The organism is Litorisediminicola beolgyonensis (assembly GCF_042679605.1).
Lineage (GTDB): Bacteria > Pseudomonadota > Alphaproteobacteria > Rhodobacterales > Rhodobacteraceae > Litorisediminicola > Litorisediminicola beolgyonensis.
Genome location: NZ_JBHTMU010000019.1, coordinates 18,876 through 31,881, shown reverse-complemented (window position 1 = coordinate 31,881; position 13,006 = coordinate 18,876). Strand labels below are relative to the sequence as shown.

At 69.2% G+C, this 13,006-nt stretch carries 11 protein-coding genes; all 11 read right to left on the bottom strand.

Annotation, left to right across the window (positions count from 1 at the left end):
* Positions 1–266: 266 nt before the first annotated feature.
* The gene (locus ACFQ4E_RS11880; protein WP_386803793.1) at positions 267–1,049 is read right to left on the bottom strand and encodes a crotonase/enoyl-CoA hydratase family protein; all 783 of its coding nucleotides are present in this window, start codon (positions 1,047–1,049) and stop codon (positions 267–269) included.
* On the bottom strand, positions 1,046–1,903 hold the full coding sequence (locus ACFQ4E_RS11875; RefSeq protein ID WP_386803791.1) for a hydroxymethylglutaryl-CoA lyase: 858 nt from the start codon (positions 1,901–1,903) through the stop codon (positions 1,046–1,048). The genes ACFQ4E_RS11880 and ACFQ4E_RS11875 overlap by 4 nt, the downstream gene beginning before the upstream one ends.
* Complete coding sequence (locus ACFQ4E_RS11870; protein ID WP_386803789.1) at positions 1,900–3,894, bottom strand: acetyl/propionyl/methylcrotonyl-CoA carboxylase subunit alpha; 1,995 nt, start codon at positions 3,892–3,894, stop codon at positions 1,900–1,902. The genes ACFQ4E_RS11875 and ACFQ4E_RS11870 overlap by 4 nt, the downstream gene beginning before the upstream one ends.
* A complete protein-coding gene (locus tag ACFQ4E_RS11865) occupies positions 3,891–4,310 on the bottom strand; it encodes an ASCH domain-containing protein (protein WP_386803787.1) in 420 nt (139 codons plus the stop codon). The genes ACFQ4E_RS11870 and ACFQ4E_RS11865 overlap by 4 nt, the downstream gene beginning before the upstream one ends.
* Entirely contained in the window at positions 4,307–5,914 is a 1,608-nt protein-coding gene (locus tag ACFQ4E_RS11860) for a carboxyl transferase domain-containing protein (RefSeq protein WP_386803785.1), read from the bottom strand. Before ACFQ4E_RS11860 ends, ACFQ4E_RS11865 begins: the two co-directional genes overlap by 4 nt.
* Positions 5,914–7,077, bottom strand: a complete 1,164-nt coding sequence (locus ACFQ4E_RS11855) for an acyl-CoA dehydrogenase family protein (RefSeq protein WP_386803783.1) — start codon at positions 7,075–7,077, stop codon at positions 5,914–5,916. Before ACFQ4E_RS11855 ends, ACFQ4E_RS11860 begins: the two co-directional genes overlap by 1 nt.
* Before the next feature lie 135 nt (positions 7,078–7,212).
* Positions 7,213–8,298, bottom strand: a complete 1,086-nt coding sequence (locus ACFQ4E_RS11850) for a c-type cytochrome (RefSeq protein ID WP_386803781.1) — start codon at positions 8,296–8,298, stop codon at positions 7,213–7,215.
* On the bottom strand, positions 8,295–8,861 hold the full coding sequence (locus ACFQ4E_RS11845; RefSeq protein WP_386803779.1) for a cytochrome c oxidase assembly protein: 567 nt from the start codon (positions 8,859–8,861) through the stop codon (positions 8,295–8,297). Before ACFQ4E_RS11845 ends, ACFQ4E_RS11850 begins: the two co-directional genes overlap by 4 nt.
* Positions 8,858–9,220: a hypothetical protein gene (locus ACFQ4E_RS11840; protein WP_386803776.1), complete on the bottom strand. Its 363-nt coding sequence runs from the start codon at positions 9,218–9,220 to the stop codon at positions 8,858–8,860. The genes ACFQ4E_RS11845 and ACFQ4E_RS11840 overlap by 4 nt, the downstream gene beginning before the upstream one ends.
* Positions 9,220–11,823, bottom strand: a complete 2,604-nt coding sequence (ctaD, locus tag ACFQ4E_RS11835) for a cytochrome c oxidase subunit I (RefSeq protein WP_386803774.1) — start codon at positions 11,821–11,823, stop codon at positions 9,220–9,222. The genes ACFQ4E_RS11840 and ctaD overlap by 1 nt, the downstream gene beginning before the upstream one ends.
* On the bottom strand, positions 11,820–12,800 hold the full coding sequence (locus ACFQ4E_RS11830) for a cytochrome c oxidase subunit II (RefSeq protein ID WP_386803772.1): 981 nt from the start codon (positions 12,798–12,800) through the stop codon (positions 11,820–11,822). Before ACFQ4E_RS11830 ends, ctaD begins: the two co-directional genes overlap by 4 nt.
* Positions 12,801–13,006 lie beyond the last annotated feature (206 nt).

The window sequence follows — 13,006 nt, the reverse complement described above, 5'->3', positions numbered from 1 at the left end:
ACGCTCCTGCGAGACAGGTCGGGCACCACGACGGTAAAGGGGGTCTCTCTCCAGGACGCGGTCTCGGCGGGACCAGCCTGGTGCACGGGTTTGGCTGTGCGGGGTGAAATGACTTGTGACAATCGACGTCTCCGCGTTCTGCGACCCCAGAAAAAGGGGAATGCGAACTCTATACGAAAGGATAGTCTCAGGGTGTTGCGTCAGAGAAAAGGCGGGTTCTCGTAAAGGTTGTGAAAAAGACTGTTTCCTGTGTCTTTGAGTCCGCATCAGGCCCAGCGGGGCGGTGTCTTGTCGAGAAACGCGCCGATCCCGTGCGCCGCTTCCTCGCCCTCCCAGGTGTCGGCCAGCCGTCGGATGGTGTCCTCGATCACCGCGTCGTCGATTCTCGGCCCGAGGCTGCGCGCCAGCGCCTTGGCCGCGCCGACGGCCTTCGGGGCGACCGAGAGATAGGGCAGGACCTCGGCCTCGATGGCATCGTCGAGATCTTCGGGCGGCACGGCGCGGGCGATGATGCCCAGCTCGGCCGCTTCCTCCGCTTCGAAGAGACGGGCCGACATGAACACCCGCCGCGCCCGGCCTTCGCCCATGCGCGCCAGGACGTAAGGTCCGATCGTGGCCGGGATCAGCCCCAGCCGGGTCTCGGTCAATCCAAAGCGCGTGCCGGTCGCGGCGAGCGCCACGTCGCAGACGCAGGCCAGCCCGACACCGCCGCCCAGGGCCGCGCCGTGGAGCTTGCCGATCAGCGGTTTCGGCATCTCGTTGAGCGCGCGGAGCATCTGCGCGAGCTTCGTGGCCTCGCGGATGCGCGTCGCGCGGTCGGCGGCGATCTGCGCCTTCATCCAGGTCAGGTCGCCCCCGGCACAGAACACCTTGCCCGCGCCGGCCAGAACGACCGCGCGCATGGAGCCGTCGTCGCCAAGCGCGCCCGCGAGATCGGTCAACTCCGCGATCATCGCGCCCGACATGGCGTTGCGTGTTTCCGGCAGGTTCAGGGTGACCGTGACCACGCCACGGTCGTCGCGAGCAAGATCGAGCGTCTCGTAGGTCATTCTGCGCTCCTCAGGCTGCGCGCGAACTCCGCGGCGCGGTCGAGCGCGGCAATGTCGAGGCCGGTCTCGTAGCCCAGCCCGGACAGCCGCGCGACCACGGCCTCGGTCGCCACGTTTCCGCGCGCGCCCGGCGCGTAGGGGCAGCCGCCGAGCCCCGCGATGGCGCTGTCGAAGACCCGGAGACCGTGGCTCAGGCTCACCTCGATATTGTCCAGCGCGCGCCCGCCAGTGTCGTGGAAATGCCCCGCCAGCCGGTCGGGCGGGATCTCCGAGATCACCGCGGCCAGCATCGCTTGCGTCGTCTCGGGCGTCGCCGCGCCGATCGTGTCACCGAGGGACACCTCGTAGCAGCCGAGCGTGACGAGCGCGCGGGCGACGCGGGCGACCTCGGCCGGAGGGACGCTGCCGTCATAGGGGCAATCGGTCACGCAGGATACATAGCCGCGCATCGGCACACCGGCCGCGCGCGCGGCCTCGGCCACCGGCGCGAAGCGCTCGAGGCTCTCGGCGATGGAGCAGTTGATATTGGCGCGGCTGAACCCTTCGGAGGCCGAGGCGAAGATCGCCACCTCGTCGGCCTTCGCCGCCAGCGCCGCCTCGAAGCCGCGCAGGTTCGGCGTCAGCGCGGCATAGGACGTGCCGGGGCGGCGGGTGATCCCGGCCAGCACCTCGGCGGCATCGGCCATCTGCGGCACCCATTTCGGGCTGACGAAGCTCGTGACCTCGATCTTCGCGAACCCCGCTTCGGACAGGAGATCGGTCAGGCGGATTTTGTCGGCGGTCGCGATCTGCGCCTTTTCATTCTGGAGCCCGTCGCGCGGGCCCATCTCGAAGAGGGTGACCGAATCGCTCATGCCTCGTCCTCCAGCCGCAGCAGCAGCGTGCCGTCGCTGACCTGGTCGCCCTCGGCCACCAGAAGCTCGGCCACCGTGCCGTCGCGCGGCGCGGTCAGCGTGTGTTCCATCTTCATCGCCTCGAGCACGATGAGCGCGGCGCCGCTCTCGACCTCGGCGCCCGGCGCGGTCGAGACGCGCTTGACCAGACCCGGCATCGGCGCGGTGATCGCATCGCCGCCCGCGGCATCCGCATCGGCAAGCGCGAGCGGGTCGGGCAGGGTGAAGACCGCGCGGTGGCCCGAGGCGAAGACCGCGAGGGTCGATCCGATCCGCCGGATCTCGGCCGGGTAGCTTTGGCCGTCCTCGGTCACACGCAACTCCCCGCCCGCACGATCAAGATGCAGCGTGATCGCCTGCTCGTCCCAGCTGACCCGGACGCTCTGGCCGGTCTGCGCGACCTCCGCCGCAATCAGGGCGTCTCCCTGCATCACGAGCACCGTTCGCGTCGCCGGGCCGAAATGCCGGTAGCCCGACAGCCGGTCCCAGGGATCGTCGCCTGTGGCCGGACCGGTCAGACCCGCCGCCGCCGCGGCCGCGAGCGCGACCAGAGAGCCAACGACCGGGGCAGGGGCGGTCAGCGTGTCCTGGTCGCGGGCGATCAGACCGGTATCGACCTCGCCCCGTCCGAAGCCCTCATGCGCGGCCAGGGCCGAGAGGAAGTCGAGATTGGTCACGGTGCCCGCGACCTGCGTTTCTGCCAGGGCCTGGCGCAGGCGCGCCAGCGCGGCAGCGCGGGTGGGGCCGTGGGTGATGATCTTGGCGATCATCGGGTCGTAATGCGGGCTGATCTCGTCGCCCGAGCGCACGCCCGCATCGACCCGGACGGACCCGCGCGCGAACTCGGCGGCCTCGGGAAATTCCAGATGCGCCAGCGTGCCGGTCGCGGGCAAGAAGCCCCGCGCCGCGTCCTCGGCATAGAGCCGCGCCTCGAAGGCCCAGCCGTCGATGGAGAGATCCTCCTGCGCCATCGGCAGCGCCTCTCCGGCGGCCACGCGGAGCTGCAGCTCCACCAGATCGAGCCCGGTGATCGCCTCGGTCACGGGATGCTCGACCTGCAGCCGTGTGTTCATCTCCATGAACCAGAACCCGTCCTCGCGGAGCGGGCCGGAGCCGTCGGCGATGAACTCGACGGTGCCCGCGCCCCGGTAGCCGATGGCGCGCGCGGCCTCGACCGCGGCGCGGCCCATCGCGGCGCGCACCGCCTCGGGCATGTCCGGGGCAGGGGCTTCCTCGATCACCTTCTGATGGCGGCGCTGGAGCGAGCAGTCGCGCTCGAAGAGATGGAGGACGGTGCCATGCGCATCGGCCATGACCTGGATTTCGACATGGCGCGGAGAGGTCACGAATTTCTCGATGAGGCAGGCCGGATCGCCGAAGGCCGCCTGTGCCTCGCGCTGCGCGCTTTCCAGCGCAGCGGCGAAATCACCGGCGCGCTCGACGAGCCGCATGCCCTTGCCGCCGCCGCCAGCGCGGGCCTTGATGAGCACCGGATAGCCGATCGCTTCGGCCTCGCGCGCCAGATGCGCCGGGTCCTGATCGTCGCCGTGGTAGCCGGGCACGACCGGGACGCCTGCCTCTTCCATCGCGCGCTTGGCCGCGTCTTTCAGACCCATCGCGCGGATGGCGCTGGCGGGCGGGCCGACGAAGGTCAGCCCTTGGGCCTCGACCGCCTCCACGAAACCGGGATTTTCGGAGAGGAACCCGTAGCCAGGATGGATCGCGTCGGCGCCGGCCCTGCGCGCGGCGGCGAGGATCGCGTCCGCGTTCAGGTAGCTCTCGGAGGCCGGGGGCGGGCCGATATGCACGGCCTCGTCGGCCATCGCGACATGACGCGCGTCCCGGTCGGCATCGGAATAGACCGCGACGGTGCGGATCCCGAGGCGGCGGGCGGTGGCGATGACGCGGCAGGCGATCTCGCCGCGATTGGCGATCAGCAATGTGCGGATCATGCCGCCTCCTCCCCGAAATCATGGACGACCGCGAAGGTCTCGTAGATGAGCGGCAGGTCCTCGCGGAACCGACCCGCGCGCGTCAGGTAGGCGCGGTAGCCCGCGCGCCAGTCCGCCAGATCGCGGAACTCGCCCTGCGGCGGCACCCGGGCCTCGTCCATCTCGTCCCAGCGCAGCTGCTCCACCGCAAGCGTGCGCGTGGCGAGCGCGGGCTGTCCTGCCCAGTCGAGCGCGATATCCACCCGGCCGGGCTCCGGCGCGGGCTCTGCCTCGGAAAACTCCGAGAGCGCCGCGCAGGTCGCGGTCTTTCGCCCCGCCCGCATCAGGCCCAGGATCTCGGCGTTGAGCGCGGGTCCGTCGCCCGGCCGGTAGCGCACAGCGCCCGGAAAGAGCCGCTCCGCCGCATCGCCCGTCACATCCGGAACACGCCGAAGCGCGTCTCCCCGATGGGCGCGTTGAGCGCCGCCGAGAGCGACAGCGCCAGCACGTCGCGGGTGCGGCGCGGGTCGATGATGCCGTCATCCCAGAGCCGCGCCGAGGCATAGAGCGGATGCGCCTGCTCGGCGAACTGGTCGATCACCGGCTCTTTGAAGGCGCGCTCCTCCTCCTCGGACCAAGACCCGCCCTTGCGCTCGATGGCGTCGCGCTTGACGGTGGCCAGAACGCCTGCCGCCTGTTCGCCGCCCATGACCGAGATGCGGCTGTTGGGCCAGGTCCAGAGGAAGCGCGGATCATAGGCCCGTCCGCACATGCCGTAATTCCCCGCGCCGAAACTGCCGCCGACCAGAAGCGTGATCTTCGGAACACTGGCCGTCGCCACCGCCGTCACCAGCTTGGCGCCGTCGCGCGCGATGCCCCCGGCCTCGTATTTTCGCCCGACCATGAAGCCGGTGATGTTCTGGAGGAACACGAGCGGGATCTTCCGCTGCGCGCAGAGCTCGACGAAATGCGCGCCCTTCTGGGCGCTTTCCGAGAAGAGCACGCCATTGTTGGCGATGATGCCCACCGGAAGGCCCATCACATGGGCAAAGCCGGTCACTAGCGTGGTGCCGAAGCGCGCCTTGAACTCGTCGAAGCGGGAGCCGTCGACGATGCGGGCGATCACCTCGCGGATGTCATAGGGCGTCCGAAGATCGGCGGGGACGACGCCCAGAAGCTCCTCGGGATCGTAGAGCGGCTCTTCTGGGGTCTGGCGCGCGACGGTTACGGGCTTCTCGCCGTTCAGGTTGGCGATCGCCTGCCGCGCCAGCGCCAGCGCATGGGCGTCGTCCTCGGCCAGGTAATCGGCCACGCCCGAGAGCCGGGTATGGACGTCGCCGCCGCCCAGATCCTCGGCCGAGACGACCTCGCCCGTGGCGGCCTTCACCAGGGGCGGACCGGCGAGGAAGATCGTGCCCTGATCCCGCACGATGATGGTGACGTCCGACATCGCGGGCACGTAGGCCCCGCCCGCGGTGCAGGAACCCATCACCACGGCGATCTGCGGGATGCAAGCGGCGCTCATATTGGCCTGGTTGAAGAAGATCCGGCCGAAATGGTCGCGGTCGGGGAAGACCTCGTCCTGGTTGGGAAGGTTCGCACCGCCCGAGTCGACCAGGTAGACGCAGGGCAGGCGGTTCGCCTGCGCGATCTCCTGTGCGCGGAGGTGCTTCTTGACCGTCATCGGGAAATAGGTGCCGCCCTTCACGGTGGCGTCGTTGCAGACCACCATGACCTCGCGCCCCGCGACCCGGCCAATGCCCGCGATTGCGCCCGCTGCCGGGCTGGCGTTCCCGTACATGCCATGCGCCGCGAAGAGCCCTACCTCAAGGAAGGGCGAGCCGGGATCGAGGAGCCGCGCGATCCGCTCGCGGGGCAAAAGCTTGCCGCGCGAGACATGCCGCTCGCGCGCGGCCTCGCCGCCGCCGCGCTCGGCCCAGAGCGCGGCCTCCGCGACGGGCGCGAGCTGCGCCTCCTGCGCGGCGCGATTGGCCGCGAAACTCTCGGAGCGGGGCGAGATCTGCGAGGCCAGGACCGCCATCAGCGCATCGCCGCCATCAGCTCGCGCCCGATCAGCATGCGCCGGATCTCGGAGGTGCCTGCGCCGATCTCCATCAGCTTGGCGTCGCGGAACATCCGGCTGACGGGCGTCTCGTTCATGAAGCCCGACCCGCCCATCGCCTGCACCGCCTGATGGGCGACGGTCATCGCCTCTTCGCTGGCATAGAGCACGCAGGCGGCGGCGTCCTGTCGGGTCACCTCGCCCCGGTCGCAGGCGCGCGCGACCTCGTAGATATAGGCGCGGGCGGAGTTCAGCTTGGTGTACATGTCGGCGATCTTGCCCTGCATGAGCTGGAAATCCCCGATGGGTTTTCCGAACTGCTTGCGCTCGGCCAGGTAGGGCATGATCTCGTCGAGACAGGCGGCCATGATCCCGGTGCCGATCCCCGACAGCACGACCCGCTCGTAATCGAGCCCCGACATCAGGACCGCGACGCCGCGGCCTTCCTCGCCCAAGATGTTGTCATAGGGCACTTCGACCTCGTCGAAGCGCAGCTCCACCGTGTTCGAACCGCGCATGCCGAGCTTGTCGAAATGATCAGACTGGGTGAAGCCCGGCATGGTCTTTTCGATCAGGAAGGCGGTGATGCCGCGCGCCCCGGCCTCGGGATCGGTCTTGGCGTAGACGACGAGCGTGCCCGCCTCGCCGCCATTGGTGATCCAGTACTTGGTGCCGTTCAGCACGAAGCGGTCGTTCTTCTTCTCGGCGCGGAGCGACATGCTCACTACGTCCGACCCCGCGCCCGCCTCGGACATCGCGAGCGCGCCGACCCGTTCGCCCGAGATCAGGCCCGGCAGGTAGCGCGCCTTCTGTTCGGGCGAGCCGTTGAGGTTGATCTGGTTGACGCAGAGGTTCGAATGCGCCCCGTAGCTGAGCGAGACCGAGGCCGAGGCGCGGGCGATCTCCTCGACCGCGACGACATGGGCGAGATAGCCCATGCCCGCGCCGCCATCCTCTTCGGGCACGGTGATGCCCAGAAGGCCGAGCTCGCCCATCTCATGCCAGAGATCGTGCGGGAAGTCGTTGTCGCGGTCGATCGCGGCGGCCAGCGGCTTGACCCGCTCCTGCGCCCAGCGATGCACCATGTCTCGAAGCGCGTTCACCTCGTCACCGAGGTCGAACCGCATGGATGCGGTGAACATGATCCCTCCCATATGGTCCGTGCGGCGCCGCTGCGACGTGAGCCGTCGTCGGGTGCGCTCTTGGAGCCGAGTGTTCGGCAGGGCGCCTGGAAGGTCAATGGCCTGCGACCGCCGGAGCGGCCGATCTCCGTCGCGTCAGTCGCGGGTCTCGTCGAGCGTCGCCGGGGCCAGCGAGGCGTAATAGGCCGCCAGCGCCTCGATCTGCGCGTCGGTCAGCTCCTGCGCGGCGTGGTGCATCAATTCCGCCACGCGCCCGCCGCCCTGGATGCCCTCGCGCCAGAGCTCCAGCTGGGTCTTGAGATAGGGCGCGTATTGCCCGGCGAGCGAGGGGAAGGCCGGGTCGAGCGGCTTGTCCCAGGGGCCGTGGCAGGCGTTGCAGGCGGGAACCTCGACGGTGCCGCCCTCGGTCGCGAGCGCGCGGCCGGTCTCGGCCAGCTCCGTGTCGACGTCCCTAGCAGGCCCGCCCGAGGGCGCGTTCCCGGCGAAGGCGGCGGCGAGGCGCGGGATCGCGTCGGCGGGCACGTGGCTCATGGCCTCGGCCATGATGCCGCTGTCGCGGGTGCCCGCGGCATAGGCGGAGAGGCTCTGGGCGATATAGGTCTCGGACAGGATGTCGAGCCGCGGGATATGAGCGCTGCCCGAGACGCCGTCGAGACCATGGCACATCGCGCAGGTCTTGCCTTCGGGCTTGTCGGTCAGCTCGGCATAGCGCGGGCCGCTCATCTCGCCGACCTCCATCAGGAAGGCCACGACCGACCAGACCTCGTCCGACCGCTTCGCGGGCCAACCGGGCATGCCGCTCATCTTGACGCCCTGATGCACGATCCAGTGGAACTCGGACGCGGTCCAATCCCCGACCGCGTCGGTGATATGGGGCGGCTGCGGCACCATCGACAGCACCGTGGCCGAGCGCTCCTGCCCCGGAGCGGCGTGGCAATGGCGGCAGGCGCTGTCATAGTGGCCGGCCCCGAGCTTCACCCGGTCCTCGGTCTGAAGATCGGCGGGCGGCTCGGCATGGGCGCGCAGGTCGACAGAGTTGCGGAAGGTCTCGTGCAGGATCGGGCTGACGCCGGGCAGATGACCGACCTTGGCCGAGACGTTGTAGAGGCCGAAGGCCACCACCGCGCCGCCGCCCACCGCGCCCGCGACCGCCAGTGCGGCGACGAGGGTGCGGACCGTGCGCCAGTCGAGATCGGTGGTGAAGTGCCGCAGGAGCTTCATGCCGGGCGCTCCCGCAATTGCCGCGCGGTCAGGGCGAGACCGCCGAGAAGATAGACCGGCGTGCCGAGCGCCAGCATCAGAAGGCCGCCGAGCTGCTGACCGGCGAGGTCATGCGTCCCGTGCTCTGCGCCGTAAAGCGGCACCGGCGCCAGCACCAGAAGCGCGCCGAGAAGCGTCATGTGCATCGAGGTCAGAAGCAGCGCGCCCGCGCCCGCCAGAGGCGACGCGGGCGGCAGGGCGCTGGCCCAGACCGCCACTCCGACGGTCAGGAACAGCGCCTGTTCCAGCGCGAAGCCAAGGCCGCCCGCCTGCGACATGGCGTGGAGCGCGGGCAGGTGGAACGCCCAGACCACCGCGAACTCCAGCGCCGCGGCCAGTGCGACCGGCGGCGCGAGGCGCGCGAGCGCGGGCAGGGCCAAGACGAGGGCCGGGGCGGCGAAGGCCACCAGCGTCATGTGCCGCAGCATATGGGCGGGGAAGGGGCCGAAGACGCTCTCCCAGTCGGGTCCCCAGGCAAAGCCCAGAAGCGCCAACGCGGCGAGGGCAGGGACCGGGCGGATCACAGGCAGCTCCCGATCCAGAAGGCGGGGCTCGCGTTGAAGAGCACGCCGATGGCCGACACCAGCGCCAGGAGCCACCCGGCATGGCCCAGGAACTCGCGGCGGTGCTCCTCGGTCGGCTGGTCGTGCACGTAGTCGCGGTCGTCGAGGTAATCCCATTGCCGCCACGCCCGCCAGCCCGAGATCGCGATGCCGAGAAGCGCCGCGACGGTCGCCGCGACGATCCCGGTCCGCGCCAGCTCGGCATCGCCGGTCTTGGCGCAAACCGCGGCGGTCCAGCCGTAGATGACGCAGAAATGCAGCGCCCAGATCGTCGGCGCGGTGATCATGTGCCAGAGGCTGCGGTCGCGGCGCGGGATCATCAGAGCCCCCTCGGCACGAGGCCGATCATCGCGGCGGTCACGAGGCAGGTCACGACGAGGAAATGCCAGAAGAGCGTCGTGTTCCAGAGATCCGCGTCATAGCGCTGCGTCAGCTTGCCAGCAAAGGAGCCTGCGAGACAGTAGCACTGCATGATCACCCCGCAGAGAAGATGCGCGCAGGTCCAGACCACGAGCGCCCACATCATCGCGGGGTAGACATGGCTCGAGGGCGCCATGCCCGGCAGCCAGACCGCGCCGACCAGCGCCGCGCCGCCTGCGAGCCCCAGGAGAGGCGCGGCCCCGAGAAGCATCCGGGTGAGGCTCAAAGCGCCGCGCCGGTTCACGCCGCGCGCGGCGCGCGTTGCCGCCCAGCTTGCCGCCAGGAGGATCGCCGCCAGCGCCGTCAGCAGCGGGTGGGCATGGGTGGCGTCCTCGGGCGGGAAATCGGGGCGCGCGGTCCAGTAGAAGAACACGCCGAAGACGAGGCTCGCGAAGGCCGTGGCGTCGCCCAGCATGGTGATGAAGACCCCCCACCAGCCCGGCGCCTTCGCGCCCGAGACATAGACCGGCAGGCGCAGGCCGAGGCCCACATCTTTCATGGGCTTCTCCGGCACCTGCGCGGTCGAGGTCCAGAGCCAGTAGATCACGCAGGCGATGGCGAGCATGCCCGACACGATCGCGGGCGGATACCAGTGGAAGGTCGGAAAGATGAACGCGCCGCCGGTGAAGATCGCCGCCCAGACCGTGCACCAGGCGGGCCCGGTGATGCGCGCCACATGCTGCGGCTCGGCATCGACCGCCGAGGTCACGATGGTCTCGCGCAGGCCCTCCTCGGCATCGGGGATATAGAACCGCCCCGTGTCCAGCCGGTGCAGGAACTTGGGCTGGTCCCAGAGCGGGTAGCGCGAAGTGATGTAGGGCACGCCCCGGACACCCCAGCCCGGATCGGGGATGTCGTGGCTCCATTCCAGCGTGCCGCCGCCCCAGGGGTTGCGCTCGGTATAGGGCTGGCGCGACTTGGGCCGGATCAGGTCCCAGCCGAAGACCACGATGCCCGCGCCCACCACGAAGGCGCCCACCGTCGAGACCATGTTGAGCCAGTCCCATCCCAGATCGCCGGGATAGGTGTAGACCCGCCGCGGCATGCCCAGAAGCCCGGTCAGGTGCATCGGCAGAAAGCAGATGTTGAAGCCCACGAAGGTCAGCCAGAAGGCCCAGCGACCAAGCCGCTCGGACATCTTCTTCTTGGCGAAGAACGGGTAGTAGTAATAGACGCCGCCGATGATCGGGAAGATCATGCCTCCGAAGAGCGTGTAATGCAGGTGCGCCACGATGAAATAGGTGTCGTGGACCTGCCAGTCGAAGGGCGCGACCGCGACCATGATCCCGGTCAGGCCGCCCGCGGTGAAGACCGCCACCGCGCCCGCGATCCAGAGCATCGGCAGCGACATCTTCACTCGGCCGACCATCAGCGTGGCGACGAAGGCGAAGAGCTGCACCCCGGTCGGGATCACCACCGCCTCGGAGGCCGCCGAGAAGAACCCCAGCGAGATCGCGGGCAGGCCGGTGGTGAACATGTGGTGGACCCAGAGCCCGAAGCTCAGGAACCCGGTTCCGACGGCGGAAAGCACGATCCAGCTGTAGCCCACGATGGGCCGCTGCGCCGCGGTCGGCACCACCATCGCTGCGATGGCGATGGAGGGCAGGAAGATGATGTAGACCTCGGGATGGCCGAAGATCCAGAAGAGGTGCTGCCAGAGCATCGGATCGCCGCCCCGCTCGGGATCGAAGAACGGCCAGTCGAAGCTGCGCTGCATCTCGAAAAGGAAATCGCCCGCGATGAGCGGCGGGAAGGCGAAGAGGATCATGCCGCCGACGACCAGTACATACCAGGCGTAGAGCGGCATCAGGTTGATCCGCATTCCCGGCGGGCGGCACTTGACCACGCCCACGATCAGCTCGACCGCCGCCGCGATCGAGGCCACCTCGATGAAGCTCAGGCCCAGAAGCCAGATATCCGATCCCGGACCCTCGGCCTCGGTCGCGAGCGGGGGATACATGAACCAGCCCGAATCCGGCGCGACCCCGAAGAGAAGCGAGCCCAGGACGAAGAACCCGCCGATCAGGAAGGACCAGTAGCCATAGGCCGAGAGCCGCGGAAACGGCATGTCCCGCGCGCCAAGAAAGGCCGGCAGCAGCAGGATCGAGATCGCCTCGAACATCGGCACGGCGAAGAGGAACATCATCGCCGAGCCGTGCATGGTGAAGAACTGGTTGAACCGCTCGGCCGAGAGGAACTCGTTGTCGGGCACCGCGAGCTGGATGCGCATCAGGAGCGCGAGGATGCCCGCGACCATCATGAAGCCGAAGGCGGTCAGCGAATACCACGCGCCGACCTCGGAGTTGTTGACCGCGGACCAGTAGCGCCAGCCCTTGGGATCGTCCCAGACCGCGCGCAGCCGCTCTTCCTGCGCCTTCTGCAGCTCGGGATCGACCGGCTCGTCGAGCATCTCCTCTGTCGGCGGGTAGATGCCCTCGGGCGTCGGATCCTCGTAGGCCTCGCTCGGGGCAGGGATCGCGGTCTCGCGCCAGGTCTCGGTCATATCAGCCCCTCGAGATAGGCGGCGAGCGCCGAGAGATCCTCGTCGCTCAGGTGGTCATAGCCGGGCATCCGCGCGCCGGGTTTGATCGCGTCGGGTTTGCGCACCCAATCGATCAGCGCGGCGCGCTCCATCGGCAGGATGCCCGCCGCCAGCGTGGTGCGGCTGCCCATATGCGTCAGGTCCGGCCCGACCAGCCCCTGCGCCTCGGTGCCGCGCACCGCGTGGCAGGCGCCGCAGCCCTGCGCCGCGAAGATCGCCGCGCCGCGGATGGCCTCCGGACCCTCGGGCTCTGCGGCAGGCGCGGCTTCGCGCTCCAGCCACGCGGTGAAGTCCTCTTCGGTCATCACCACCGCGCCGAAGGCCATCTTGGCATGGCTGAGCCCGCAGAACTCGGCGCATTGGCCGCGATAGGTGCCGGGCTCTTCGGGTTTCAGAGACATCCGCGTCTCGCGGCCCGGGATCATGTCGGTCTTGCCGCCAAGTGCGGGGATCCAGAAGGAATGGATGACGCCGTTCGCGGCCAGCTCGATCTCGCTCCGCCGTCCCGCGGGCAGCCGGATCTCGTTGGCGCTGAGGATCGGCGCCTCGGCACCGTCGGGCGTGTAGGCCACGCGCCACCACCAGCTTTCGCCGACGACCCGCACGGTCAGCCCCTCGCCGGGCTCCCGCTGGCGCGGCATCTCGGAGAGCGCGTAGGACAGGAGCGCGGCCAGCACCACGGTTGGAAAGACGATGCCGCCGCCGATGATCAGGGTCTCCGCGGAACGGTGCGAAAACTGTCGCGGCGAAATGCGGGTGACGTAGATCACCAGACCGTTCATCGCGACCCAGAGGATCACCGCGCCGATAAGCATCACCCAGAAGAGATCGGCCAGAACACCCGCATCGCGCCCTGCGGGATCGAGCACCGATTGCGGCCCGCCACAGGCCGCCAGAGTTGCCACGAAAGACAGCAGGACGAACGGGCGGGGCGTCACGTGGGCTTCCAACTCCCTGGAAAAAATGACGCCCGGGTGCGCCTTTCCCCAGCAGATGGATCGACGCCAAATTTGTCAATGGAGAACGGCTGGGATTTCTTTTGATGGCGGATCGGTCGGCGGGCCTTGCTGGAAGTGGTCCCAGACAACCGGACAGTCAGCCGAGATGCATTGCAAACATCTTGAAGCGCGACTGGCGAAGCACC